At 71.3% G+C, this 24,002-nt stretch carries 24 protein-coding genes; 12 read left to right on the top strand and 12 right to left on the bottom strand.

What is annotated here, in order from left to right:
- Positions 1–31: 31 nt before the first annotated feature.
- The 4 genes from SALPAC3_RS0114800 to SALPAC3_RS0114785 form a co-directional block, all read right to left on the bottom strand.
- Positions 32–1,570, bottom strand: a complete 1,539-nt coding sequence (locus tag SALPAC3_RS0114800) for a sensor histidine kinase (RefSeq protein WP_018222001.1) — start codon at positions 1,568–1,570, stop codon at positions 32–34.
- Positions 1,563–2,249, bottom strand: a complete 687-nt coding sequence (locus SALPAC3_RS0114795) for a response regulator transcription factor (protein ID WP_018222000.1) — start codon at positions 2,247–2,249, stop codon at positions 1,563–1,565. The genes SALPAC3_RS0114800 and SALPAC3_RS0114795 overlap by 8 nt, the downstream gene beginning before the upstream one ends.
- Positions 2,250–2,318: 69 nt before the next feature.
- Positions 2,319–2,837, bottom strand: a complete 519-nt coding sequence (locus SALPAC3_RS0114790) for a hypothetical protein (RefSeq protein ID WP_018221999.1) — start codon at positions 2,835–2,837, stop codon at positions 2,319–2,321.
- 122 nt (positions 2,838–2,959) lie between these two features.
- The gene (locus SALPAC3_RS0114785) at positions 2,960–4,132 is read right to left on the bottom strand and encodes a thiolase family protein (RefSeq protein ID WP_018221998.1); all 1,173 of its coding nucleotides are present in this window, start codon (positions 4,130–4,132) and stop codon (positions 2,960–2,962) included.
- A 67-nt stretch (positions 4,133–4,199) separates the two neighbouring features.
- On the opposite strand from SALPAC3_RS0114785, the gene SALPAC3_RS0114780 reads away from it, so the two are divergent.
- Entirely contained in the window at positions 4,200–4,640 is a 441-nt protein-coding gene (locus SALPAC3_RS0114780) for a PH domain-containing protein (protein ID WP_018221997.1), read from the top strand.
- A 3-nt stretch (positions 4,641–4,643) separates the two neighbouring features.
- Here the strand turns inward: SALPAC3_RS0114780 and SALPAC3_RS0114775 are convergent, their stop codons facing one another.
- The gene (locus tag SALPAC3_RS0114775) at positions 4,644–5,555 is read right to left on the bottom strand and encodes a rhomboid family intramembrane serine protease (protein WP_018221996.1); all 912 of its coding nucleotides are present in this window, start codon (positions 5,553–5,555) and stop codon (positions 4,644–4,646) included.
- Between the two features lie 57 nt (positions 5,556–5,612).
- Positions 5,613–6,143: a peptidylprolyl isomerase gene (locus SALPAC3_RS0114770; protein WP_018221995.1), complete on the bottom strand. Its 531-nt coding sequence runs from the start codon at positions 6,141–6,143 to the stop codon at positions 5,613–5,615.
- A 117-nt stretch (positions 6,144–6,260) separates the two neighbouring features.
- Between SALPAC3_RS0114770 and SALPAC3_RS0114765 the strand changes: the two genes are divergently transcribed.
- Positions 6,261–7,046 carry a hypothetical protein gene (locus tag SALPAC3_RS0114765; protein ID WP_018221994.1) on the top strand — a complete coding sequence of 262 codons (786 nt, stop codon included), beginning with the start codon at positions 6,261–6,263 and terminating at the stop codon, positions 7,044–7,046.
- 8 nt (positions 7,047–7,054) lie between these two features.
- Here SALPAC3_RS0114765 and SALPAC3_RS0114760 read toward each other — a convergent pair whose 3' ends face one another.
- The 3 genes from SALPAC3_RS0114760 to SALPAC3_RS0114750 all read right to left on the bottom strand — a co-directional run bounded on the left by SALPAC3_RS0114760 (position 7,055) and on the right by SALPAC3_RS0114750 (position 9,897).
- Positions 7,055–8,203: a magnesium and cobalt transport protein CorA gene (locus SALPAC3_RS0114760; protein ID WP_026185580.1), complete on the bottom strand. Its 1,149-nt coding sequence runs from the start codon at positions 8,201–8,203 to the stop codon at positions 7,055–7,057.
- A 124-nt stretch (positions 8,204–8,327) separates the two neighbouring features.
- A complete protein-coding gene (locus tag SALPAC3_RS0114755) occupies positions 8,328–9,422 on the bottom strand; it encodes an aminotransferase-like domain-containing protein (RefSeq protein WP_018221992.1) in 1,095 nt (364 codons plus the stop codon).
- 85 nt (positions 9,423–9,507) lie between these two features.
- Positions 9,508–9,897 (bottom strand): CBS domain-containing protein, encoded by a 390-nt coding sequence (locus SALPAC3_RS0114750; RefSeq protein ID WP_018221991.1) that lies wholly within the window; start codon positions 9,895–9,897, stop codon positions 9,508–9,510.
- Positions 9,898–10,123: 226 nt separating this feature from the next.
- Between SALPAC3_RS0114750 and SALPAC3_RS0114745 the strand changes: the two genes are divergently transcribed.
- The 3 genes from SALPAC3_RS0114745 to SALPAC3_RS0114735 are packed head-to-tail and all read left to right on the top strand — an operon-like array spanning position 10,124 to position 12,610.
- On the top strand, positions 10,124–10,855 hold the full coding sequence (locus SALPAC3_RS0114745; RefSeq protein WP_018221990.1) for a phosphocholine cytidylyltransferase family protein: 732 nt from the start codon (positions 10,124–10,126) through the stop codon (positions 10,853–10,855).
- Complete coding sequence (locus SALPAC3_RS0114740; RefSeq protein ID WP_018221989.1) at positions 10,843–11,910, top strand: iron-containing alcohol dehydrogenase family protein; 1,068 nt, start codon at positions 10,843–10,845, stop codon at positions 11,908–11,910. Before SALPAC3_RS0114745 ends, SALPAC3_RS0114740 begins: the two co-directional genes overlap by 13 nt.
- Positions 11,894–12,610 (top strand): CDP-alcohol phosphatidyltransferase family protein, encoded by a 717-nt coding sequence (locus SALPAC3_RS0114735; RefSeq protein ID WP_018221988.1) that lies wholly within the window; start codon positions 11,894–11,896, stop codon positions 12,608–12,610. Before SALPAC3_RS0114740 ends, SALPAC3_RS0114735 begins: the two co-directional genes overlap by 17 nt.
- On the opposite strand, the gene SALPAC3_RS0114730 is transcribed toward SALPAC3_RS0114735, so the two are convergent.
- Positions 12,599–13,795 (bottom strand): glycosyltransferase, encoded by a 1,197-nt coding sequence (locus SALPAC3_RS0114730; protein WP_018221987.1) that lies wholly within the window; start codon positions 13,793–13,795, stop codon positions 12,599–12,601. The two genes, SALPAC3_RS0114735 and SALPAC3_RS0114730, sit on opposite strands and share 12 nt — an antisense overlap.
- A gap of 24 nt (positions 13,796–13,819) precedes the next feature.
- Between SALPAC3_RS0114730 and SALPAC3_RS0114725 the strand changes: the two genes are divergently transcribed.
- The gene (locus SALPAC3_RS0114725) at positions 13,820–14,680 is read left to right on the top strand and encodes an Fpg/Nei family DNA glycosylase (protein ID WP_018221986.1); all 861 of its coding nucleotides are present in this window, start codon (positions 13,820–13,822) and stop codon (positions 14,678–14,680) included.
- Between the two features lie 265 nt (positions 14,681–14,945).
- The gene (locus tag SALPAC3_RS0114720; protein ID WP_026185579.1) at positions 14,946–16,511 is read left to right on the top strand and encodes a sugar transferase; all 1,566 of its coding nucleotides are present in this window, start codon (positions 14,946–14,948) and stop codon (positions 16,509–16,511) included.
- 332 nt (positions 16,512–16,843) lie between these two features.
- Here SALPAC3_RS0114720 and SALPAC3_RS0114715 read toward each other — a convergent pair whose 3' ends face one another.
- On the bottom strand, positions 16,844–17,821 hold the full coding sequence (locus SALPAC3_RS0114715) for a M64 family metallopeptidase (protein ID WP_018221984.1): 978 nt from the start codon (positions 17,819–17,821) through the stop codon (positions 16,844–16,846).
- A gap of 603 nt (positions 17,822–18,424) precedes the next feature.
- Here SALPAC3_RS0114715 and SALPAC3_RS0114710 point away from each other — a divergent pair.
- The 3 genes from SALPAC3_RS0114710 (at position 18,425) to SALPAC3_RS0114700 (ending at position 20,989) form a co-directional block, all read left to right on the top strand.
- Positions 18,425–18,646 carry a hypothetical protein gene (locus tag SALPAC3_RS0114710; RefSeq protein ID WP_016810424.1) on the top strand — a complete coding sequence of 74 codons (222 nt, stop codon included), beginning with the start codon at positions 18,425–18,427 and terminating at the stop codon, positions 18,644–18,646.
- A gap of 367 nt (positions 18,647–19,013) precedes the next feature.
- Complete coding sequence (locus SALPAC3_RS0114705) at positions 19,014–20,240, top strand: sensor histidine kinase (RefSeq protein WP_026185578.1); 1,227 nt, start codon at positions 19,014–19,016, stop codon at positions 20,238–20,240.
- Positions 20,237–20,989: a LytR/AlgR family response regulator transcription factor gene (locus SALPAC3_RS0114700; RefSeq protein ID WP_018221982.1), complete on the top strand. Its 753-nt coding sequence runs from the start codon at positions 20,237–20,239 to the stop codon at positions 20,987–20,989. The genes SALPAC3_RS0114705 and SALPAC3_RS0114700 overlap by 4 nt, the downstream gene beginning before the upstream one ends.
- A 5-nt stretch (positions 20,990–20,994) precedes the next feature.
- Here the strand turns inward: SALPAC3_RS0114700 and SALPAC3_RS0114695 are convergent, their stop codons facing one another.
- On the bottom strand, positions 20,995–21,717 hold the full coding sequence (locus SALPAC3_RS0114695; protein ID WP_018221981.1) for a prepilin peptidase: 723 nt from the start codon (positions 21,715–21,717) through the stop codon (positions 20,995–20,997).
- Positions 21,718–21,943: 226 nt separating this feature from the next.
- On the opposite strand from SALPAC3_RS0114695, the gene SALPAC3_RS0114690 reads away from it, so the two are divergent.
- Entirely contained in the window at positions 21,944–22,348 is a 405-nt protein-coding gene (locus SALPAC3_RS0114690) for a DUF485 domain-containing protein (RefSeq protein WP_018221980.1), read from the top strand.
- Positions 22,349–22,350: 2 nt separating this feature from the next.
- Positions 22,351–23,988 carry a sodium/solute symporter gene (locus tag SALPAC3_RS0114685; RefSeq protein ID WP_018221979.1) on the top strand — a complete coding sequence of 546 codons (1,638 nt, stop codon included), beginning with the start codon at positions 22,351–22,353 and terminating at the stop codon, positions 23,986–23,988.
- Positions 23,989–24,002: the final 14 nt, after the last annotated feature.

Raw genomic sequence — 24,002 nt, 5'->3', positions numbered from 1 at the left:
CCCAGCCTGGTCGGTCTCGGCGAGCGCCGGGTCAGGCCGATGTTCGGGTCTGGTAAGGATCCGGCGGCAGCGAGACGACAAACGCGGCCCCGCCCTCGGCCGCGTGCCCCGCGCTGATCTCACCACCGAGCCGCCGGACCAGGCCGGCGGCGAGGGCCAGGCCCAGCCCACTACCGACCTTGCGCACCCCCCGGTACCGCTGGTGCAGCGCACCCCGCTGGAAGACCACCGCCAGGTCGTCGTCGGTCAGGCCGGGGCCGCCGTCCCGCACCTCGATCACTCCGCCGGCGGCCGGGTCCGGGCCGGCCCACCGGGTCGCGAGCACCACCGGCGCCCCCGGCGGCACCACCCGCAACGCGTTCTCCAGGAGCCCATCCACCACCTGCCGAATCCGCCCCGGATCGGTGTGCACCGGCACCGCCGGATCCGGCGCCTCGACCCGGAACGCCACCGAGACGGCCGCGCACCGCGCCGCCCACGTCCGCTCCGCCTCCGCGGCCAGCCGAACCAGGTCGACCCGTACCGGCTCCAGCGGGAAGTCCACGGCCTCCAGCCGGGCCAGGGCCAGCAGGTCCCGTACCAGCCGATCCAGGTGCTCCGCCTCGACCAGCACCGTGCGCCCGGTGCCGGTCACCTCCGCCGAGTCGATCACCCCGTCCGCCAACGCCTCCGCGTACCCGCGAATGGCGGTCAGCGGGGTCCGCAGCTCATGTGAGACGGAGAGCAGGAACTCTCGCTGCCGTCCCTCACTGGTGGTGAGCGCGGCAGCCAAGCCGTTGAGGGCCTCCGCCAGGTCCGCCACCTCGTGCGGGGGCTCCACCGGCACGCGAACCGCGCGCTCGCCCGCCCGCAGCCGCGCGGCAGCGTCTGCCGCCCGCCGGATCGGCCGGGCCAGGCGACGGGCGAGCAGCAGACCGGCGACCGCCCCGGCCGCCAGCCCGGCCAGCAGGGGCAGCCAGAGGCTCTGGGCGACCTGCCGCCAGATGCCGCCGAGCGAGCCGGCCCGCGCGAGCACCACCCCGTCGCCGCCGGGCAGCGCTCGCCCCTGCACCAGCGCCGGTCGTCCGGCGACCAACCGCCGGTCGGCGACGTGCCGACCCGCGGCGATCCGCTCCACCACCTGGGCCGGCAGTCCCGGCCGGTCCACCACCCCGTCTCGCACCAGGTACGCCTCGATGCCCTGCGCCCGCAGTTGGCGCAGCAACCGGTCCTCGTCCACGGTGCGCGGGGTGTCCAGCCGACTGCGTAACGCCTCGGCGGCGAGTCGGGACTGGGCGGCCAGCGCCTGCTGCTCGCGGTGTTCCACTCCACGGACCGCGAGCGGCACCGCGACGATCGCGGTAACCAGGACCGAGACCAGGGCAACCGCGCAGGTGACCAGCACCGCCCGGACGGTCAGGGTCGGCCCACGGCGGGTGCGGTCACGCCGGGCGGATCCGGGCCGGGCGGGCTCGGGCTGGGTGCCGGTGGGCCGGGCGGATCCGGGCCGGGCGGATCGGGGCCGGGCGCGGGTGGGCCGCGGGGCGCCGGACGTCGGCACGGTCGAAGGGTCGACCCGGTGCTCACCCATCGGCGGCGTACCCCACCCCCCGATGGGTACGGATCACACTCGCCGAGCCGAGCTTCGCCCGGACCTGCGCCACGTGCACGTCAACGGTTCGGGTACCCGCGGGAACGGCGTACCCCCACACCCCGGCGAGCAGTTCCTCCCGGGTGAACACCCGGCCGGGGCGGGCCATCAGGTGGGCGAGCAGGTCAAACTCGGTGGAGGTCAACTGCACCGGATTCCCCGCGGCGGTCACCGTACGGCGGTCGAGGTCCAGCGTGACCGTGCCGACGATCCGCGGCTGGCCCGGCGGCGGCCCGGCGACCCGGCGCAGCACCGCCCGCACCCGGGCCACCAGTTCCCGCGGGCTGAACGGCTTGGTGACGTAGTCGTCGGCGCCGAGTTCCAGCCCGACGATGCGGTCCACCTCGTCGTCGCGCGCGGTGAGGAAGATGACCGGTGTCCAGTCCCCGGACTCGCGCAACCGGCGGCAGATCTCGGTGCCGGGCAGACCGGGCAGTGCGATGTCGAGAACGCAGGTCACCGGCCGGAGCCGGCGGGCGGCGGCGAGGCCGGCGTCGCCGTCCTGCTCCAGGTGTACGCCGAACCCGTCCCGGGCCAGATAGAGCCGGACCAGATCGGCGATGGCCGGTTCGTCCTCGACGAGGAGGACGAGCCCGCGATGCGGCGCGTCAACGGTCACCGGCTCATGATGGCCGACTGGGAGAGCGCTGCGTTGCTCGGGACATGTTCGGGTTCGGTAAGGAGACGGTCAGCGGACGGTGGCGGGTCGGAAGGCGGCCGGCCGGGCCAGGGCCGGACCGGGGTCGCCAATCGTGGCGACGAGCCGCTCGCGCGCGGTCCGGACGCGGGTGCGGAAAGCGTGGTTGAGCAGCTCGTCGAGCTGCCACACCTGCTTCGGGTGCCGCGTGCGGATGACGAACCGCTCCCGGACGCCGTCGATGGCGGTAGCGGCCAGCTCCAGGCAGTGCAGCCGCGGGTCCGGCCCCCAGGTGACGTCGCTCAGCTCGCGCAGCTCGGTGTTGAGATGCAGGCGGAGCCGGTGCAGCACCCGGGTCTGCCGGGTGACGACCAGCCGTCGGTGGGTCAACAGCAGGAGGTACTCGCCGGCGGTGGCCGACCGGTTCGGGCGACTGCACCGGGTGACCAGGATGGGGGCGTCACCCGAGCCGACACAGCGCCGGAAGACGGGCATGTGTCGGCTGGCGGTCTGGGTCGCGATACCAGCCTCGGCCGCAGCGGGAAGGAACGTTCGGGAGAAGACGTCCATACCCTGCCCAACGACGCCCCGGCGCGGGGTGATATGGGCGGGACGGCGGAACCTTGCATCTTCCACGCCCTCCGGTGGTCATGACCACCGAACGGGTCATGGCCACCCGGGCGGTGGGTGGTTCAGAGCAACTCGACGATGGTCGCGTTGGCCATGCCGCCGCCCTCGCACATGGTTTGCAGGCCGTACCGGAGGTTCTCGTCTCGCATGTGCGCCAACATGGTGGTCATGATCCGGGCCCCGGATCCGCCGAGCGGATGCCCGAGGGCGATGGCGCCGCCGCGCGGGTTGAGCCGGTGCGGGTCGGCCTCGGTCTCCGCGAGCCAGGCCAGCGGCACCGGGGCGAACGCCTCGTTAACCTCGTACACCCCGATCTCCTCGATGCCCAGCCCCGCCCGGCGCAGCGCCTTGGCGGTGGCCGGAATGGGCGCGGTCAACATGGCGACCGGGTCGTCGGCGCAGACCACCGCGGTGTGGATGCGGGCGAGCGGGCGCAGGCCGTGCCGGCCGGCCCACTCGGCGGTGGTGACCGCGAGCGCCGCCGCGCCGTCGGAGATCTGGGACGCGGATCCGGCGGTCACCACGCCGTCGGCCCGGAACGGGGTGGCGAGCTCGGCCAGCTTCGCCAGGGACGTGTCCCGACGGATGCCCTCGTCGGCGGAGGCCGTGCCCCCGTCGGCGAGGGGGACCGGTGCCAGCTCGGCGTCGAATGCGCCGGCATCCTGCGCCGCGCCCGCCTTCTCGTGGCTGGCGAGGGCGAACTCGTCGAGCTGGCTGCGGGTCAGTCGCCACCGGCGGGCGATCAGCTCCGCGCCGACGCCCTGGCTGAACGGGAGCGGGTCGTCCTCCGCCACCCCCTCCACACCCCGGTAGCGCTCCAGGATCGCCGCGCTGAACGGCACGCCCCCGGCCACGCTGGAGCCCATTGGCACCCGGGTCATCGACTCGACCCCGCCCGCCACCACCAGGTCGGCCTGCCCGGAGAGCACAGTCGCGGCGGCGAAGTGCAGCGCCTGCTGACTGGACCCGCACTGTCGGTCGAGGGTGGTGCCGGGAACCGTCTCGGGCCAGCCGGCCGCGAGGACGGCGTTACGGGCGACGTTCCAGGACTGCTCGCCGACCTGCGAGACGCAGCCCCAGAAGACGTCATCCACCTGGCCCGGGTCGATGCCGGTCCGTTCGGTGAGGGCGCGCAGCACGTGCGCCGACAGGTCGACCGGGTGTACGTCGGCGAGGCTTCCCTTGCGCCGCCCGACGGGGGTGCGTACCGCGCCGACGATGACTGCGTCACTCATGACTACTCCCCGGTAACTTGGCTTGCGTCGATGGTACGCGGCCCGCCGGGCAACCCGCTGCCCTGGCATGCTGGGCAATATGGATACGACTTCGTCCGAGACCCGGCAGTGGCGGGTCTCGGCCGCCCTACCAGCGGTCAAGGCCGGCGGGGCCGGGGCGCTGGTCGCGCTCGGTCTCCTGCTCGCCGACGGCGACCCGGTCCGGCTCACGTTGGCCGCGCTGGCCGCCGCCGCGCTCCTGGTCTGGGCCGCGCGGGACCTGCTGGTGCCGGTCCGCCTCGCGGTCGATCCGGAAGGACTGACGGTGGTCAGCGGCTTCGCCGGCCGGCGGCGGCTGCCGTGGTCGCAGGTGGCGGCGATCCGGGTGGACCAGCGGGCCCGGCTCGGCCGGTCGAACGCCGCCCTGGAGGTGGATGCGGGGGAGACACTGCACCTGTTCGGCCGGTTCGACCTGGACGCCGACCCGACTGATGTCGCGGCACAGCTACGGGCGGCTCGCCCGACCTGATCGTCAGGCGAGCAGGGTCGCGGTCCGGAACAGGGCCAGGCCGAGCAGGGCCACCACGAGCACCGTCCCGCCGCCCACCTGCACCAACGTACGCTGCGACCGTGGGGCGTGGGCGAGGACGAAGGCCATCAGACCGCCGACCACGAGACCGCCCAGGTGACCCGGGATCGAGATCCCCGGCACAGTAATCGTGAAGACCAGGTTGATCACCAGGATCGGGAGCACCTGGGAGACGTCCCGCCCCAACCGCCGGCCGACGACGAACAGGGCCGCGAAGAGCCCGAAGACGGCTGTGGACGCGCCCGCGGTGGCCGCGTTCGGCGCGCTGAACAGGTAGGCCGCGACGTTCCCGCCGAGGCCGGCGATCAGATAGAGGGCCAAGAACCGGGCCGGGCCGAGACTCGCCTCCAGGGTTCGGCCGAGGATCCACAACGCGTACATGTTCAGCAGCAGGTGGATCACGCCGTAGTGCAGGAACATCGCGGTGACCAGGCGGTACCACTCGCCATCGGCGACGCCACCCACGGTGCCGTTGGGAAAGACCGCGAGCCCGATCACGGCTCCCCACTCGGTCAACGGGGTGCTGCCGCCGAGCAGACCGCCGAAGCCGGAGCCCCCCACCACCGCGTCGCCACCCCGGTCGGTGCCGATGGAGAGCAGCATCACCAGGGCGTTGAACGCGATCAACGCCTTGGTGACGTAGCCGTGTTGGCCGGCGAGACCACCACCGAAGGCGGTACGCGCCGGCCGCACACTGCGGCGCCCTTCGTTGACACACTCCGGGCACTGGAAGCCCACCGACGCCTCGCGCATGCAGTCCGGGCAGATGACCCGGTCGCAGCGGTTGCACCGGATGTAGGCCTCCCGACCGGGGTGGCGGTAGCAGACCGGGGTGGTCGGTGGTGATTCACTCACCGGACAGCCCAGGTACCCGAGCGCTCAGTCATGCGAGCAAAGGTACCCTGTCCGCCTTCAGGAGCCGGTGCGCTCGATCTCGACCCGCTCGATAACGACGTCGCGCAGCGGGCGGTCAGCCGGGTTCGTCGGGGTGTTGGCGATCGCGTCAACGACCTTCACCGACTCCTCGTCGGCGACCTGCCCGAAGATGGTGTGCCGGTTGTTCAGGTGCGGGGTCGGCGCCACCGTGATGAAGAACTGCGAACCGTTGGTGCCCGGCCCGGCGTTCGCCATCGCCAGCAGGTACGGCCGGTCGAACCGCAGCTCGGGGTGGAACTCGTCGGCGAAGGTGTAACCCGGTCCGCCCCGGCCGGTGCCGGTCGGGTCACCCATCTGGATCATGAAACCGCTGATCACGCGGTGCGAGATCGTGCCGTCGAAGTACGGGCCGCTGCCCGGCTGGCCGGTCCGCGGGTCGGTGTACTGCTTGGTGCCGTCGGCCAACTCCACGAAGTTGCGAACGGTCTTCGGCGCGTGATTCGGAAAGAGCTGCAGCCGAATCGGGCCGGCGTTGGTGTGCAGGGTGGCGTAGAGATCCTCGGCCACGGGTACTCCTCACTAGGTGTTCAGTTCCAAGCGGATCCTCCCATGTGCCCGATCTGGCCATGCGGAGGCATCCGAAGGTGGAGGATGACGAAGGGACAACTCCGAGGAGGTGGGACCGTGTTTGGAAACGGGCGGCGTAGGACCCAGAGCCAGCTTGCCAAGATCGAGCTTGGTCGAAGCTTCGGTCATCTGAAGCGGGCGGCGGGGCACGCAACGAACGGCACCGGCGCCACGGTCGGCCCACGGGTGCGGGCGGCCCGCAGCGTTGTTGCCCCGACCGCGCTGGTCATGCGAGACCGGGCGGCGAGCGGCTACGTGTCGACCGTGGCGGCCCTTACCCCGCTGGCCATCGCCGTCCGCGCCGCCCAGGCGGAGGCAGCCAGCCGGGCCGGCGCGGGCAATTCGACCGCCACCAGCAGGAAGGTGCAGGAGAAGAGGATGCGGGCGACACGCGCGAAGAAGCGGTCCGGTCGGGGCAGGGTGACCGGCCTGCTGGCGGCCAGCGTCGTGGTTGGGCTGGTCGGCGCGATGGCGTTGCGACGCCGCTACGAGCGGCGGGAGTGGGTCGAGTACGACCCGGTTCCCAGCCTGGACCCGATGCAGGCCGAGATGGACATGATCGAGGTCACCACCCGGACCCCGGCCGAGCAGACCGCCCCGACGCCGACCGAGAAGGTGGCGCCACCGGCCGCCGGCAGGGCCCCCGCGACACCGACCGAGAAGGTCCGCGCGGCGACCGCCGAGAAGGCCCCCGCGACACCAACCAAGCAGGTCCCCGCGGCGATCGCCGAGAAGGCCCCCGCGACACCAACCGAGAAGGCCCCCGCGACGACCGAGGGCAAGAGCTCCACCAGCCGGACCACCAACGACCTCTCCAAAGCCATGAAGAACGGTCGCCGCTGACCCCCGGGTCAGAGCCAGCCGTGCCGGCGGAACCAGCGGTAGAGCGCCAGGCTGACCCCGAGCATCAGGGCCAGCACCGTGGGATAGCCGTAGGTCCACCCCAGCTCCGGCATGAACTCGAAGTTCATGCCGTAGATGCCGGCGATGGCGGTCCAGACCGCCGCGATGGCCGCCCAAGCCGCGATCTTGCGCATGTCGTCGTTCTGGTCCACGGTGACCTGGGCCAGCCGCACCTGAAGGATTGAGTTGAGCAGGTCGTCGGCGGCGTTGACCTGCTCAACGGTACGGCTGAGGTGGTCCTGCACGTCCCCGAAGTACCGGCGGATCTCCAACGGCACCTCGCGGTTGCGCTCAGCGGTGATCCGCAGAAGCGGACGCTGGAGCGGCATCACCGCCCGCTTGAACTCGACCAGCTCCCGCTTCACCTGGTAGATCCGCTGGATCCGATCGCCGCCCGGCCGACGGTCGAAGACGTCGGCCTCCAGCGTGTCCAGGTCGTCCTCCAGCCGGTCGGCGACTTCCAGGTACTGGTCGACCACCCGGTCGGTCACCGCGTACGCCACCGCCCACGGGCCGTGCGGCAGCAGATCCCCCTTCGCCTCCAGGTCGGCGCGCACCGGCGCCAGCCGGCAGGCGTCCCCGTGCCGGACACTGACCAGGAAATCCGGGCCGATGAAGAGCAGTACCTGGCCGGTCTCGACGACCTCGGAGTGCTCGGTCAACTCGGCCTGGTCGCGGTAGCGGGCGGTGCGCAGCACCAGGAAGCTGACCGCGCCGAACTGCTCCAGCTTGGGCCGCTGCTGGGCTTTGACCGCGTCCTCCACGGCCAGTTCGTGTAGGCCGTAGGTAGCCGCGATCTCGGTCATCTGGGCCAGGTCGGGCTCGTGTAGGCCGAGCCAGACGAAGCCATTGCCCGCCTCACGCGCCGCCGCCAGCGCCTCGGCGTGGCGCTGGTGGCCGGGTTGCCGCTCCCCGTCCAGGTAGAGCGCGCAGTCAACGACCGCATCGTGGGGCACGGCCGGCGCCGGTGGCCCGGCCGCGCTCTCGAAGCTGAGCCGGCGGGTCATCGCCCGCACCGGGGCTGCCCAGTCCCGCGGTCGGATCACCCGGCCACCCGACCGGGCGCCCCTGGGCCTACGCCGCAACCGGTCCGTCATCGCACCCTCCCCGCTCGACGACGCGTTGCAGCGTACGCCGCCAGCCGGGTCGACATCGGTGCCGCGGGGGCGGGGCGAGCGCCGGGCCGGCCGAGTCGAACCAGCCCGACGCCGATGGCGGAGGTCAGCCGCGTACGGCCGCCACCGCCGCCGCGAGTCGACGCGCACCCTCGTCGATCTGGTCCACGGTCACCGCCGAGTACGCCAGCCGCAGCGCGTGCTGCCCGCCGTCGAGTACGAAGTCACTGCCCTTCACAACGGCGACCCCGCGCTCCGCCGCCGCCGGAGCCAGCCGGTCCACCTCGACGTCCGCCGGCAACTCCACCCAGAGGAAGTAGCCGCCGTCCGGCTCGACGAACCGGGCCTCCGGCAGGTGCCGCCGCAGCGCCTCGGCCAGCGCCTGGGCCCGCTCGCCGAGGGCCCGGCGCACCGTCGCGATCGAGCGGTCGATGTCCCCGGAGACGCAGAACTGGTGCACCATCGCCTCGGAGACCATGCCCGGCGAGATGTAGAGGTTGGTCGCCTTCTTCGCGATATCGGCGATCAGGTCCGCCGGCCCGACCAGGTAGCCGACCCGAACGCCCGGGCAGACCGTCTTGGTGAAGCTGGAGGCGTGCACCACCCGGTTGTGGGTGTCCAACGAGAGCATCGAGGGCAGCGCCTCGCCGCGGAACCGGACGTCGGCGTACGGGTCGTCCTCAAAGATCGTGAAATCGAACTCGACGGCGAGGTCGAGCAGCTCCCGCCGCTTGTCGAGGCTCAGCGTCACCCCGGCCGGGTTCTGGTAGTTCGGAATGATGTGCGCCAGCCGTGGCCGCACCCCGGACTCCAGCAGCTTACGCAGCTCGGAGGTGTCCAGACCGTCCGGCTGGATGGTGATCCCGTGCAGCTCGCTGCCCATCCGCCGCAGGTTCAGCAGGGTCCGGTCGTAGGTCGGACGCTCCACCACCACCGCGTCACCGGGTCGGACGAGGTGGTCGAAGAGGAACGCGTCGGCCTGCAACGAACCGTTGGTCACCAGGACCTGGTCCGCCCCCACTCCGTGTTTCTGCGCGATCCACTGACGCAACGGAAGGTAACCGGCGGAGGGGCCGTACGTCGTCACGCCGGTGGGATCGGCGTCGAACGCACGGATGGCGGCGGTCTTCAGCCCCTCGACATCGACGATGTCCAACGAGGGAGCGCCACGGGCGAAGGAGATCAACTGCTCGGCGGTCATGGCTGTTCAGCGTACGGAAGGCGGCAGCGGATCCGCCGACGGCACGACGAGTGCCGTTGCGGAGCCACCGGATGGGTGACCGGTCTCACCCGGGGACGACCCGCTCGGTCGCCCAGACCCGGACGACGTCGCGGAGCGAGATCACCCCGGCCACCTCCCGCCCGTCGAGCACCACCAGGTGCCGAAACCCGCCGCGGGCCATCGCGGTCGCCGCTTCCTCGACCGTCCACTCCGGCCCCGCGTACACCACGTCCCAGGTCAGGTGGGCTCCGGTCGGCTCGTTGTCGCAGTCCAGCCCACGCCCGATCGCGTTGAGCAGGTCCCGCTCGGTAATGATCCCGATCCCCTCGGAATCCGGATCGATCACGACGGCCGACCCGATGCCCCGCTCCGACATCATTCGCGCCGCCTGCCGGAGCGTGTGCTCCGGGCCGACTACCAAAACCTGGCTGGACATCACTTCCCGAACCTGCATCACACATCAACCCCTGCGAAATGGTCGCACTCGGTAAAAACATGGTGCACCTAGTGTGTTACCGGGACAAGGCTGCCGCATGCGATCTGACCAGCCCGATTCAGCCGAGCGGCGCCAACAGCCCTGCGCTACCCACCCACCAGCCGGTCCGGTTGCCCCCAGGAGCCCCATTCGACAGCGCTATCCTCCTCCGGTGACAGCCGAACGAACGCAAAAGGACGCCGGAATGGTCGGAATGGTGCTAGCGGCTGGCGCGGGACGCCGCCTGCGCCCGCACACCGACACGCTGCCGAAGGCGCTGGTACCGGTCGACGGCGCGACCACCATCCTCGATATCGCGCTGCGCAACCTGGCCGAAGTTGGACTCACCGAGATCGTCGTCGTGGTCGGCTACGCCGCCGACGCGGTTCGGGAACGCCAGGCGGACCTGGAGCAGAAGTACGGCGTCACGCTCACCCTGGTACCCAACGACCGGGCCGAGGAGTGGAACAACGCGTACTCGCTCTGGCTGGCCCGCAGCTGGTTCGCCCGCGGGGTCCTGCTGGTCAACGGAGACACCGTCCACCCGGTGAGCGTGGAGAAGACCCTGCTCGCCGAGCGCGGGCCGGGGATCCTGCTGGCGATCGACACGATCAAGACGCTGGCCGAGGAGGAGATGAAGACCACCTTCGACGCCGACGGCCAGCTCACCCGGATCACCAAGCTGATGGACCCGCACGAGGCCCGCGGGGAGTACATCGGTGCGACGCTGATCGAGCCGCACGTCGCCGAGGCGCTCGCCGACGCGCTGGAGGCGACCTGGCGACGCGACCCGAACCGCTACTACGAGGACGGCTACCAGGAGTTCGCCGACCGAGGTGGCGAAGTACGCGGGGCACCGATCGGCGACGTCGACTGGGTCGAGGTCGACAACCACGACGACCTGGCGCGGGCTCGGGAGATCGCGTGCCGCTACTAGCCCGTACCGTCGCCACTCCGCTGGCCATCGAGGTCCGCCGGGGTGCGGTCGCCAACCTCGGCGAGCTCCTCGCCGACCGACGGATCTCCGCCGGCGGAGACGTGGCCGTGGTCGTGGGGCCCGGGCAGGGGGAGAAGATCGTCGAGCTGTGCCGACCGACGCTGGGCTCAGCCGATGTCTTCACGGTGGCCGGCGGCAGCGTGGACGCCGCCACCGAGTTGGGCGACCGGCTCCGCCGCCGGCACTACGACGCGGTGGTCGGGATCGGCGGCGGCCGGACGATCGACACCGCGAAGTACGCCGCCACCCGCTACGGCATCCCGATGGTCACGGTCGCCATCAGCCTCGCCAACGACGGCATCGCCTCCCCGGTGGCGTCGCTGACCCACGACGGCGGCAAGGGCTCGTACGGCGTCCACATCCCGATCGCCGTCCTGGTCGACCTCGACTTCGTGGAGAACGGCCCAGACCGGCAGACCCAGGCCGGGATCGGTGACGCGGTGAGCAACCTCAACGCCTGCGCCGACTGGGAGCTCGCCCACAAGCTGCGCGGCGAGCCGATCGACGGGCTCGCCGTGACGCTGGCCCGGACCGGCGCCGAGGCGCTGCTGAACCACCCTGGCAAGATCACCGACGACGCCTTCCTCACCACGCTGGCGGAGGCGTTGATCCTCGGCGGCATCGCCATGTCGATCTCCGGTTCGAGCCGGCCGGCCAGCGGCGGTGACCACGAGATCTCACACGCCATCGACCACCTCTGGCCCGGCACCAGCGCCCACGGCGAGCAGGCCGGGCTCGGGGCCCTCTTCTGCACCTGGCTGCACGGCGACCGGGACCGGTTCGGCCAGCTCGCCCGCTGCCTGCACCGGCACGGCCTCGCCACCCGCCCGGCCGAACTGGGCCTCACCAACGAGCAGTTCGTCGAGGCGGTGCACTTCGCGCCCCGGACCCGGCCGGACCGCCACACGATCCTCGAACACCTCGCCCTGTCCCCCGACGAGCTCCGGTCTCGGTTGGCAGACTGCCTCGACGCCCTCGGTGAACACCTTGCCTGAACCGTCCCAGCCGACGCCGGCCGACTTCTATCGGGCCAACCGGGGCGGCGGGCTGTTCAGCGAGGCGATCAGCCAGCGGATCGGGGCCACCTTCGCCGGCGGCGCACACCGGCTCGGGCTGCGGCCCACCACACTGAGCATCACCAACCTGACCCTCGGCCTGATCACCTCGGTGATCGTGGCGACGCTGGCCGAGCCGGTCGCCACGGGCCGCGTACCGGCCTGGCTGGTCGGGCTGGTGGCGTTGGTCGGCTGGCAGGTGGCGTACGCACTGGACTGCGCGGACGGGCAACTCGCCCGGGTCACCGGCCAGGGTAGCCCGGCCGGGGCGCGGGTGGATGTGCTCAGCGACGTGGCGGCCCAGATCGCCTTGGTCGCCGCGCTCAGCGCGACCGCGGTCGCGCAGTCACCGTCGATTCCCGCCTGGCTGATCGCGACCTTCGCCGGCACCTGGATGGTGAACCTGGTCACCTCGGTGCTGCAGGCCGGGCCGCACGCGACCAGCATGGTCACCTCGACCTCGCCGCTGGTGCGACTGGTGAAGCTGATCCGCGACTACGGCGCGGTGATCTTCGTTGCCGCGCTGGTGTTGCTCTTCGCGCCCAGCCTGACCAGCTGGGTGATCATCGCCTTCACCGCGATCAACGGCGGCTTTCTACTCGCCAGCATCGCCTTCGCCGCTCGGGCCTCACTGCGCTGACCCTCGGCCCGACTCGGCCATCCGGGCGGTTTCGGTGTAGATGTCGAGCAGCCGCCGGGTGACCACCTCCGGGTGGAAGGTGCGCTCATAGCGGGCCCGAGCGGCCGGCGCACGGCCGGCGGCCTCGGCGGCTGCCGCTGGCAGCGCGTCGGCCAGCGCGGCCGGATCCGGCGGCACCACCCAGCCGGCGGGTTCCGGGGTGCCGGCGCCGACCAAAAACGGGATACCACCGAGGGCCGTGCCGAGCACCGGCCGACCGGCGGCCAGCGCCTCGATGATCACGGTCGGCAGCACGTCGTGCCAGGTGGAGGTGGCCAACACCACCGCGCTCGCCGCCAGGGCGGCGTGCACCCCACCCCGGTCCAGCGGACCGAGGAATGTCACATCTGCCCGCTGGGCCGCCGCCTCCGCCACCAGCGGTCGCAGCTCACCGTCACCGGCGACGCGGAGCGGGCCGAGCGCACCGTCCGGATGCCGACGCCAGGCCTCCAGCAGCAGGTCCAGCCCCTTCTCCGGGCTGAGCCGGCCGAGGAAGAGGAAGCCGGTGCCCAGCGGCGCCGGGGCACCCGGGTCGGGGATCGCGTTCGGCTTCACCACGATCCGTTGCTCCGGGATGCCGTAGTCCCGGAGGTGCTCCGCGATCGAGGTGGTCAGCGCGATGAACCGGTCCACCGAGCGCCAGGTGCCCCGGTGCACGGCGAGCGTCGTCGCCATCAACGCGCTCTGCGCCCGCGACCCCCGGTAGCAGCGGTGCACGATCGCCGGTACGCCCAGCACTCGCCCCCGGCAGTCCTGGCAGATCGCCCCGTCCCGGAAGTACAGCCCGGACGAGCAGACCTGCCGGTAGTTGTGCACCGTCTGCACCACCGGCACGCCGTGCTGGTGCGCGGTCCGCACCACCCAGGGCGAGAGCAGGGGGTACGGGTTGTGCAGGTGCAGCACGTCCGGCCGCTGCTCGGCGAGCAGGCGACCCAGCTCCCGCTGGGCCCGTGGGGCGTAGATCGGGGAGATCGGCAGCAGCGCCTTCGCGGGCCGGGACATCGACGCGATCTCGTCGGAGCTACGCAGGAACGGCAGCACCTCGACCCCGGCCGCGGTCAGCTGGGCGATCTCCGCGTCGACGATGGTGTTCTCGCCAGACGGCTGAGCCTCCCGGTACCGGTTGTGCGCCACCACGATTTTCATGGAACCCGAGGCTACCGTTGGTGGGTGCCCGAGCTACCAGAGGTGGAGGCGCTCGCCGACTACCTGCGCCAACGCGCCGTCGGCCGGCAGGTTGACCGGCTGGAGGTCTCCGCGATCAACGCCCTGAAGACGTACGACCCGGCGATCACGGCCGCGGCCGGCCAGCCGGTCACCGACGCCCAGCGCCACGGCAAGTTCCTCGACCTGGTCTTCGGTGCTGACCTGCACCTGGTCATTCACCTGGCCCGCGCTGGCTGGCTGCACTTCCGGGAGAAGTTCCCCACCCGCGTCCCATTGCGCCCGGGTAAGGGCCCGGTGGCGCTACGGGCCCGCCTCGACGACGGCTCCGGGTTCGACCTGACCGAGGCCGGCACCCAGAAGAGCCTCGCCATCTACCTGGTGACCGATCCGACGGTGGTGCCGGGGGTGGCCCGGCTTGGTCCGGACGCGCTCGCCGTGGACCCGGTCACCTTCGCCGAGCGGCTCCGCAGCCGAAAAGGCCAGGTCAAGGGGGTACTCACCGACCAGACGGTGCTCGCCGGAGTGGGTAACGCGTACTCCGATGAGATCCTGCACACGGCGCGGCTGTCCCCGTTCGCGCTGACCACCCGGCTGACCGACGACCAGCTCGCCACCCTGCACGCGGCGACCCGGGACGTGCTCGGCGACGCGGTGTCCCGGTCGGTGGGGCAACGGGCCGCCGAACTCAAGAGCGAGAAGCGCTCCGGTCTGCGGGTACACGCCCGCACCGGGTTGCCCTGCCCCGTCTGCGGCGACACCGTACGGGAGGTCTCGTTCGCTGACTCCAGCCTCCAGTACTGCCCCGGTTGCCAGACCGGCGGGAAGCCGCTCGCGGACCGACGGTTGTCGCGAATTGTACGTTGAGTGAGGGCGCTCGCCGCTGACCGTGAATATTCCGCCCGGCTGCGACGAAGGTCGGGATTAGGGTTCTACTCGAACGGCCATCCATCGGTATAGTGGCCCGGTCCCGGCTTCCGTAAAGGTCCGGAGCCGGCCAGCTGCCAACAGCCACCCCCAGAAGCGAGGTCCTACCGGTCCGCGCTCGGGCCCGGGTGACGCATGGGAGACTGAAGTGGTGGGCGACACGGTCCCTCACTCCGAGTGAGCGGTCCGCGTCCTGCGGGAGGACATGAATGAGGTGACGACAAGCCTCCAGCACCCGGTAACCAACGGAGGCCAAAGCAGAACGGTGCGGCACGTCGACAGCTTCGAGATCCAGCCGCCGACACCGCCGTCTCACAACGGCGTACCTCGGTCGGCCTGGGCCCGCAGCCATCGTCGGGTCTCCCGTTGGCACCGCCCCTACACCGCGGCCCTGGTGCTACTGGACTTCGCCGCCGCCGCCTTCGCGAGTTTCACCGCCATCCGCGCCTTCGACCAGGCACAGGCCGGGTTCTACAACGACGACCCGACCTGGTTCTACACCGTGGCGTGCCTGTTGCTACCGCTCGGCTGGGTGGCGATCCTCTGGTTCAACGGGTCCTACGACCGGCGCTACCTGGGCCTCGGTCCGGACGAGTTCAAGCGGGTACTCCGGGCCGGCGTGGCGGTCTGCGCGACGGTCTCCTTCCTGGCCTTCGCCACCAAGACACATCTGTCCCGATATTCGGTCGGCACCGCGCTACTCCTCGCCCTGCTGCTGATTCTGCTGGTCCGGATCCTGGCCCGATTCGTGCTGCACGTGCTCCGGCGCAACGCCGGCCGGGCCGCGCACCGGATGGTCCTGGTGGGCACGCTGCCCGAGTGCCTGGAGGTCCATCGCCAGGTCACGCGGAGCCCCGCCGCCGGATTGGTGCCGGTCGCCATCCACCTCACCGACGGCTACGCGGCTGCCCGCGGCGTGGAGACCCCGGTCCCGGTCTACGCGGGGCGGGACCTCCTCGCCCTGGTGCGCGAGGTCGGCGGGGACACGATCGCGGTCTGTGGGTCGGCCAGCGCCGAGCCCGGTGAGCTGCGCCGGATGGCCTGGCAGCTCGAAGGCTCCGGGGTCGATCTGGCGGTGGTGCCGCAGCTGACCGACATCGCCGGGCCCCGGGTGCACATCCGCCCGATCGAGGGCCTGCCGCTGCTGCACGTGGAGGAACCGACCCTCTCCGGTCCGGCACTGCTGGCAAAGAACATGCTCGACCGGGTGGCGGCCGGCCTCGGCCTGTTGGTTCTGCTGCCGGCCTTCCTCGCGATCGCGGTAGCGATCCGGATCTCCGACCCGGGCCCGGTCTTCTTCCGGCAGCCCCGGGTGGGCCACGAAGGGCGGACCTTCCAGGTCTGGAAGTTCCGCACCATGTACGTGGACGCCGAGGAGCGGCTGGCCAGCCTCGTTGACCAGAACGAGACCGACGGCATGCTGTTCAAGATGAAGCGGGACCCGCGGGTCTTCCCGGTGGGCCGCTTCCTGCGCGCCTCGTCCCTGGACGAGCTGCCCCAGCTGATCAACGTGTTGAAGGGGGAGATGTCGTTGGTCGGGCCCCGCCCGCTGCCCGCCGACGACGGCGACTTCCTCGGCGACGTACGCCGCCGGCTGCTGGTCAAACCGGGCATCACCGGTCTCTGGCAGGTCTCCGGCCGCTCCGACCTCTCCTGGGACGAGGCGGTCCGCCTCGACCTCTACTACGTCGACAACTGGTCGCTGGCGTACGACCTGAGCATCCTGTGGCGCACGGTCGGAGTGGTGCTCGCCCGGAAGGGCGCATACTAGCCCCAATGCCGTGTTTGGTCCGCGAGCCGGGTACTTGCCGTGCGCGCGTTTGATCATGTGGGTTCTCAACGGGTCGCCGGTGGGGGGTAACAGGTGGGACACCGGGCTGGCTGTCGGTGGCGTCGGTCAGGGCGGCGGCCGCCGCTACCGTCACCGTCCGAGTTATGGCAGCCTGGGCGGCCAGCGGAGCTCCCGATGTTCAGGTCGCCTTGGAATGACACCCGCTATACCGGAGCTCCGCTGCTTCGCGTCTCAGACACGCTTTGACACGCCGACCCCCGCCCTGACTGAACGGCGTTAGGCCCAGACCGGGAGGAAGCCTAGACCGTGACTCAGCCCGTCGTGCCGCCGCTGATCTTGGAGCCGATGGCGCGGTCCATCACGTCCAGGCCCACGGCGTTGAACGGCTTGTTGAGGCTGCGCATCAGGGAGTCCTGCGACGGCCGGTAGACGCCGTACTGGTGGTAGTGACCGCCCTCATAGGCGCCGATAACACCGCCATCGGGAGTAGCGCGGCCAAGGTAGGAGGCCCATTTGCGGCCGGTGGAGTCGGTGGTGACGTTGGGTGCCAGCAGCTCGCCGCTGCTGTAGGTGGTGCCGGGGGTGTAGTACTCGTCGGCGAGGCCGCCGACCGAGTGGCCGAGTTCGTGGAGCGCGATCTGGCCGGACAGGATGTTGGCGCCGGAAACCGTGGACAGGTCGCGGTACCCGGCGCCACCGTACTTGGCGGTGTTGCCGACAGCGACGATCGCGTCGACGCCAGGGGCCTGGTTGGCGTACTGCCGGGCCTTGGCCTCGTTCAGGCAGAGCAGGCGTTCGGTGTTGTTACACCAGAGGTGCATGTCCAGCGCAGTGTCGCGGTTGACGCCCGGGGAGGGGTCGTTGTCGACGCCGGACTCGTTGGAGATGATGTTGACCAACCACACATTGATGAAGCTCTTGTACTTGTTCCACGGGGCGCTGGCGGCGATCTCGTCCCATTTCGCCTGCGCGTGCTTGCGCAAGGTGCCCATTTCGGCGGCGGTGTAGCCATCGCCGATGAACACCATGTCGAAGCGCTGGCTGGACGGTCCACTGTACTGGATCGTGACCACGTCCGCCTGGGCGACGACATCGGCTGGGGCGAGCTGGGTCGCGGTTTTCTCCTGGGGCAGATACGTCTTGGTGATCGTGCCGTCGGGCGAGAAGACCTCTCGCCACTGCATCGGCGTGCCCGGGTCGGGCATGGCGGCTGTCGGGGTGGACAGGGTGAGGCTCACCGCGGTGACGAGCAGGGCCAAGCCGATCCGCTGGATCGATCGTCGGCGCATGGGGGGTCCTTTCGGGGGGGGTCGGCGCCGTTGCAGGACGATCCCGCCCGGTTCGCCTGTTGAGGGAATCCCGTCCGGGCATAGTAGAGGTACGGACAAGGTCAGACCAAAGACCGCCATGGATTAATTTTGTGTGATGTTTCCGCTACGTGTGTTCACCCAGATGAGTGGCCGATCAGTCACTCGCCGACGCCGCGGGTGCGGCGGACCGTAGCCTTCCAGGGCGCGGTCGCGAATGTACTCGAATTCCATCCTGGACAGTGTGGCCAGCACGGTGCGCACCGTCCCGGACGGTCGTCGCCGAGCCCACGCCGGCAAAGATGGACAGCCACCGAGCCCGACTCGACCATCCAGGACCACGGCGCTACCGTCACCTTGTGCGGCTCCGGGCGGTCCACCTACGGCACCGTGGCGGTGGGACGCGACGAGCCGCCGACTACCTGGTGGCGCCGCCAGCAACGAGGTCCTCACCTCACTCCGGCGAGGAAAGTGCCCAACTCGTCAAAGATCCACAGTGGAATCAGACGAAGTGGCCGTGTTCTAATTTGGCAGGTTCATCCGTATCCGGCCGGAGCCTCCGGCCGGAGTGGCAAAGGAGTGCGCATGCCCGTCACCGCCGACCTCGGCAAGCTGGTTGACAAGGCCTACCAGGACAAGACCCTCACCGAGATCGTCGACGCCCCGGTGTCCGCCCTCTCCGGCGTCAGCGACGGCGACGCCAAGCTGCTCAAGGAAGCCTTCAACATCACCACCGTCGGCGACCTCGGCCGCAACCCGTACTTCCGGACCGCGAACGCCCTGGTCGCCCTTACCGGCGCGAAGTAACACCATCGTCGATTTCCAGTGGCACGTCGTGCCAGGCGGGCACTGATCAGACGCGGGGTGACCACCGTCCGCTTCCGACCCGTCACCAGACGGTGGTCACCCCGCGGCCAGCCCGCCTACACCACACGACCTCGCGGTACGCAAAGAAACCGTGCTGTTCACCCGCGCTGACCCCGATACGTGTTCGGCCCCCGCTCGGCTGGAATCACCGTCCAGCCGGTCGAACAGGGCCGAGCCTCGTCGCGAACCATCGACAGCGCATCCGACGCTCACGCAGCGTAGTCCGGTAGCAGAGCTGGCCTCAACCATCCAGCGGTCAACGCCGGAGCCCTTGGCACTCCGGCCGGCACGGGCCAGGATGCACTCCGTGAGTGGCAGCCTCTCCGCCGTCCTCGGTGTCGTCGCACTGGCGACCGCGCTGACGGCGACCCTCGTCGCGGTGCTGCGCCCGCGCGGCCACCGCACCATCGCCACCGCCACCCAGCGGGCCACCTACGAGGTGCTGCACACCGCCGGCCTCGCCGCCGAGCCGCTCCGCGCCGGGCTGACCGCCACGAACGCCGCCAAGGCCGTACGCCACCTCCGGGCCCTGGTTGGGGCGGCCGGGCTGGCGCTGACCGACACCGCGGCGTTGCTCGCCCTCGACGGGCGCGGCGCACACCACCAGGCCCAGCTCGTCGCGGCGGCCCGCCGGGTCGCGGCGGCCGGCCGGTCGACCGTGCTCGGGGAGGCGGAGCTGCCCTGCGACCGGGTGGACTGCCCGGTCCGGGGTGCCGTGGTCGCACCGTTGACCGGCGCGGACCGGCGGATTGTCGGCGCACTGTTGGCCATCGCGGACGGGGCACCCGCGCCCGGCCTGGTGCAGGCGACGCTGGAGACCGCGCACTGGGCCGGTAGCCAGCTCGCCCTCGCCGAGCTGGACTCCTCCCGAGAGCGGCTGGCCCGCGCCGAGGTCCGCGCGCTGCGGGCACAGATCAGCCCACACTTCATCTACAACGCGCTGACGGCGATCGGGTCCTTCGTCCGCACCGACCCGGACCGAGCCCGGGAGTTGATCCTCGAGTTCGCCGAGTTCACCCGCTACTCGTTCCGGGCGCACGGCGACTTCACCACCCTGGCCGAGGAACTCCGGTCGATCAATCACTACCTGGCCATCGAACGGGCCCGATTCGGCGAGCGGCTCCAGGTGCGACTCCAGGTCGCCCCCGAGGTACTGCCGGTGACCCTGCCGTTCCTCTGTCTGCAACCACTGGTGGAGAACGCGGTACGGCACGGGTTGTCCGGCAAGCCCGGCACAGGCATGGTGAGCATCGAGGCCCGGGACGCGGGCACCGAGTGCCACATCACGGTGGAGGACGACGGGGTGGGGATGGATCCGGCCACGCTGGCCGCCGGCATCGCCGAACTGGCCGCCGCCGGAAGCGCCCCGACGGGGACGCCGGGCGGGCAGGTGGGTTTGTCCAATGTTGACGAACGGCTCCGGGCGGTTTTCGGGGACGAGTTCGGCCTGGTGGTGGAGACCGGCCTCGGCTTGGGTACGCGGGTGAGCATGCGGGTGCCGAAGTTCCATCCCGGCGTACGGGCGGGGTCGTGACCGGGTTCCTCCGGGTCCTGGCGGTTGACGACGAACCACCGGCCCTCGACGAGCTGGCGTACCACCTGCGGGGCGACCCACGGGTCGCCCGACTACACACCGCCGGTGACGCCACCGAGGCGCTACGGGTGCTTCGCGACGGCGATGTGGACGTGGTCTTTCTGGACATCCGGATGCCGGGGCTGGACGGGATGGAGCTGGCCCGGGTCCTCCGCCGCTTCGCCCGGCCGCCGGCCATCGTCTTCGTCACCGCCTACGACGACGGCGCGGTGGACGCGTTCGACCTGGGTGCGACGGACTACGTCCGCAAACCGGTCCGGGCGCAACGGTTGGCCGAGTCGCTGCGCCGGGTGGTCGGAGCGCGGCGGGTGCCCCCGCAGCCGGCGGCGCCGGCACCGGATGAGGACCCGACCATCCCGGTCGAGCTGGCCGGGACGACCCGGATGCTGCCCCGGTCGGCGGTGCGCTGGGTGGAGGCGCAGGGTGACTACGTGCGACTGCACACCACCGACGGTTCCCACCTGGTCCGGGTCTCCTTGGCGACCCTCGCCGAGCGGTGGGCTAACGCCGGTTTCGTCCGAATCCACCGCTCCTACCTGGTCCAGCTACGGCTCATCGCCGAGCTACGGCTGGTGAACTCCGGCTACGTGGTGGTGGTCGACGTGACCGAGTTGCCAGTCAGCCGACGGCACACCCGCGAGCTGAAGGAGAAGCTGATCCGGGCGGCCAAGCAGGACTGGGCCCGCTGATCCGGCTAGCGCACCACGGCGGCGATCGCCGCCCCGAGCATCGCCGGCCCGTACGGGATGGGGGTTCGCCGGCCCGCACGACCAGTCACCAGCAGGACGCCGACCAGCGGAAGGTTGACCAGCGGGGCGAGTAGAACCCCGGTGACCACGGTCGGCCACCCCAGCCAGCCGAGGTAGAGCCCGAGCGCCGCACCGAGCTTCACGTCGCCGAAACCGAGTTGGGACCGGGGCAGCAGCGTAAGCGACAGGTAGCCGACCCCGCAGAGTGCGGCGGCGAGCAGGGCCCGGCCCAGCGCCGGGAACGCCGGGTCGGCTACCGCGGCGAGCAGCAGTAGCGCCAGCCCACCGCCGGCGACGGCCCCCACCAACGGGTCGGGTAGCCGCAGCACCCGCAGGTCGACCGCGGCCAGTGGCACCCCGAGGGCGGCGAGCAGCAGAAACGCCGGCAGCACCCAGGTGGCTCCGACGCCGCCCCCCACGATGCCGGTGACGGCGGCGGTGAGGGGCACGGTGACCGCCCATCCCGGGGTCAGTGGGCGCCGACAGTCCGGGCACCGCCGGGGTGCCCGCCACCAGGGTGACCGCGCACCGGCGCAGTCCGGGCAGGCGCTCCGCCAGGCCGGCCGGGGCCGACCGCTCGGCCAGTAGACCGCGTATCGGTCAATCAGCCCGGGCAGCAGCAGCCCCCAGCCGGCACCGGCGACGGCGGCAACGAGGGGGAGCAGCACGGCGGGAGCGTAGCGTCCACCCGCCTCGCCCCGGCGTCTTCGCCCGTCCCGCCCCGGCGTCTCGCCCGCGCCGGTCCACAGCTCCCACCGCTGGTCAGCGCGGCTGTGGGTCGAAGTTATCCACAAGAAGGAGCGCTTATGCACAAGTTATCCACAGGGCGGTGCGATGCGCTACCGGCAGCTGGGCAGCGCTTGACTTTCCCCGGAATCGAGCGAGACTGCCGGGGTGGTCGCCGCCGATGACCGCGTTTCCGCGCGGACCCGCATCGTGCTGGCCGATGTGGTCCGGCGCGAGTCCGACAGCGAGCACCCCCGCGCCGAGCACCCCCGCACCGAGCTCACCGAGCAGACCCGGGTCGGTGCGGCTCTGGTCCGCGGCCTGGTCCGGGCGCAGCTCTCCCTGGCGTTGCGGCTCTGGCTGGTGGTGGCCGTCGGGCTCGGCGGCCTGCCGTGGCTGTTCGCCATCGCGCCATCGGTCAGCCGGGTCACCGTGCTCGGGGTGCACCTGCCGTGGGTGCTACTCGGAGTGCTTCCCTTCCCGTTCCTGGTCCTGGTCGGCTGGGCGTACGTGCGCCTGGCCGAACGCAACGAGCAGGACTTCACCGACCTGATCCAGCGGCCGGAGCGCTGAGTGTGGGCAACGGTTACGTCGCTTCGGCGATCGTCGCGGTCACCCTGATCACCGTCGGCATCGGCTTCTACGGTCTGCGCCTCGCCCGCACCACCTCGGACTTCCTGGTGGCGTCCCGGGCGGTCAGCCCGACCTGGAACGCCGCCGCGATCGGCGGGGAGTACCTGTCAGCGGCGAGCTTCCTCGGCGTCGCCGGTCTGATCCTCAAGCACGGCGTGGACGTGCTCTGGTATCCGGTCGGCTTCGCCGCCGGGTACCTGGCGCTGCTGCTCTTCGTCGCCGCGCCGCTGCGCCGCTCCGGGGCGTTCACCCTGCCCGATTTCTGTGAGCTCCGGCTGGGCTCCCGGCGGCTGCGCACCCTCGCCACCGCCTTCGTGATCTTCATTGGTTGGCTCTACCTCGTCCCCCAACTGCAGGGCGCCGGGCTGACCATGGCCACGTTGACCGGCTCGCCCTACCCGGTGGGCGCCCTCCTGGTCGCGGCGGTGGTCACCGCGAATGTGGCGCTCGGCGGCATGCGGGCGATCACCTTCGTCCAGGCGTTCCAGTACTGGCTCAAGCTGACCGCTCTCGCCATACCGGCGATCTTCCTGGTGTTGCAGTGGCAGGCCGACGCCCGCCCGGCGGTGACCCCACCGGAGGGTCCGACCTTCCGCACCGCGACCACCGTCGTGGTCGAACATCCCGCCACCCTCGCCCTCCCCGACGGCCAGCTGCGGCAGGTACGCCCCGGTGACGAGCTGACCTTCGCCGCCGGGCAACCGGTGCCCGACGTGGCCGGGGTCGCCACCGACCCAGCCGACTGGTTGCTACCCGGCACCGAAGCCGACGACCAGGGCCTGTTCACCACCTACTCGCTGATCCTCGCCACCTTCCTCGGGACGATGGGCCTACCGCACGTGCTGGCGCGCTTCTACACCAACCCGGATGGCGCCGCCGCCCGCCGCACCACCCTGGTGGTCCTGGCCCTGGTCGGCGCCTTCTACCTGCTGCCGACCGTCTATGGGGCACTCGGCCGGATCTACACCCCGCACCTGCTGCTCACGGGGGAGACCGACGCGGTGGTGCTGCTCCTGCCCGGCGCGGCACTGGGTACGGGGACCACCGGCCGGCTCCTCGCCGCGCTGGTCGCCGCCGGCGCGTTCGCGGCGTTCCTCTCCACCTCCTCCGGCCTGCTCACCAGCGTCGCCGGAGTGATCTCCACGGATGTGCTGGGCCGCGGCTCGGTGCGCGGGTTCCGACTCGCCACCGTGCTCGCCGGCAGCGTGCCCACGGTGTTCGCGCTCAACGTCTCCGGGCTGGAGGTGTCACAGGTGGTGGGGCTGGCGTTCGCGGTGGCCGCGTCGAGCTTCTGCCCGCTGCTGGTCCTGGGCATCTGGTGGCGGGGGCTGACCGCCCGTGGCGCCGCCGTCGGGGTGCTCGTCGGTGGGGGCGCCGCGGCCGGGGCGGTACTGGTGACCGTGCTCGGCCCGCCGCTGGCCGGGTGGCCGGCCGCACTCCTCGCGCAACCGGCCGCCTGGACGGTCCCGCTCGCCTTCACCGTCATGGTGGCGGTGTCGACGGCCACCCGCCGCAGCGTCCCAACCGATGTCGGCGCCACGATGCTCCGCCTGCACACCCCCGAAGCCCTGCGACCGTGATCAGGAACAGCCGG

The organism is Salinispora pacifica DSM 45544, from assembly GCF_000378845.1.
Lineage (GTDB): Bacteria > Actinomycetota > Actinomycetes > Mycobacteriales > Micromonosporaceae > Micromonospora > Micromonospora pacifica.
The sequence above is the reverse complement of the archived record's forward strand: the minus strand, read 5'-3'. Positions and strand labels throughout refer to the sequence as shown.

Excerpts from the sequence above, each read along its gene's own strand:
- SALPAC3_RS0114780 (WP_018221997.1), top strand. The coding sequence starts at position 4,200 with ATGCTGGGCAATATGGATACGACTTCGTCCGAGACCCGGCAGTGGCGG.
- SALPAC3_RS0114745 (WP_018221990.1), top strand. The coding sequence starts at position 10,124 with ATGGTCGGAATGGTGCTAGCGGCTGGCGCGGGACGCCGCCTGCGCCCG.
- SALPAC3_RS0114760 (WP_026185580.1), bottom strand. The coding sequence starts at position 8,203 with ATGACGGACCGGTTGCGGCGTAGGCCCAGGGGCGCCCGGTCGGGTGGC.
- SALPAC3_RS0114720 (WP_026185579.1), top strand. The coding sequence starts at position 14,946 with ATGAATGAGGTGACGACAAGCCTCCAGCACCCGGTAACCAACGGAGGC.
- SALPAC3_RS0114730 (WP_018221987.1), bottom strand. The coding sequence starts at position 13,795 with ATGAAAATCGTGGTGGCGCACAACCGGTACCGGGAGGCTCAGCCGTCT.
- SALPAC3_RS0114785 (WP_018221998.1), bottom strand. The coding sequence starts at position 4,132 with ATGAGTGACGCAGTCATCGTCGGCGCGGTACGCACCCCCGTCGGGCGG.
- SALPAC3_RS0114715 (WP_018221984.1), bottom strand. The coding sequence starts at position 17,821 with ATGCGCCGACGATCGATCCAGCGGATCGGCTTGGCCCTGCTCGTCACC.
- SALPAC3_RS0114750 (WP_018221991.1), bottom strand. The coding sequence starts at position 9,897 with ATGCAGGTTCGGGAAGTGATGTCCAGCCAGGTTTTGGTAGTCGGCCCG.
- SALPAC3_RS0114800 (WP_018222001.1), bottom strand. The coding sequence starts at position 1,570 with ATGGGTGAGCACCGGGTCGACCCTTCGACCGTGCCGACGTCCGGCGCC.
- SALPAC3_RS0114755 (WP_018221992.1), bottom strand. The coding sequence starts at position 9,422 with ATGACCGCCGAGCAGTTGATCTCCTTCGCCCGTGGCGCTCCCTCGTTG.
- SALPAC3_RS0114790 (WP_018221999.1), bottom strand. The coding sequence starts at position 2,837 with ATGGACGTCTTCTCCCGAACGTTCCTTCCCGCTGCGGCCGAGGCTGGT.
- SALPAC3_RS0114710 (WP_016810424.1), top strand. The coding sequence starts at position 18,425 with ATGCCCGTCACCGCCGACCTCGGCAAGCTGGTTGACAAGGCCTACCAG.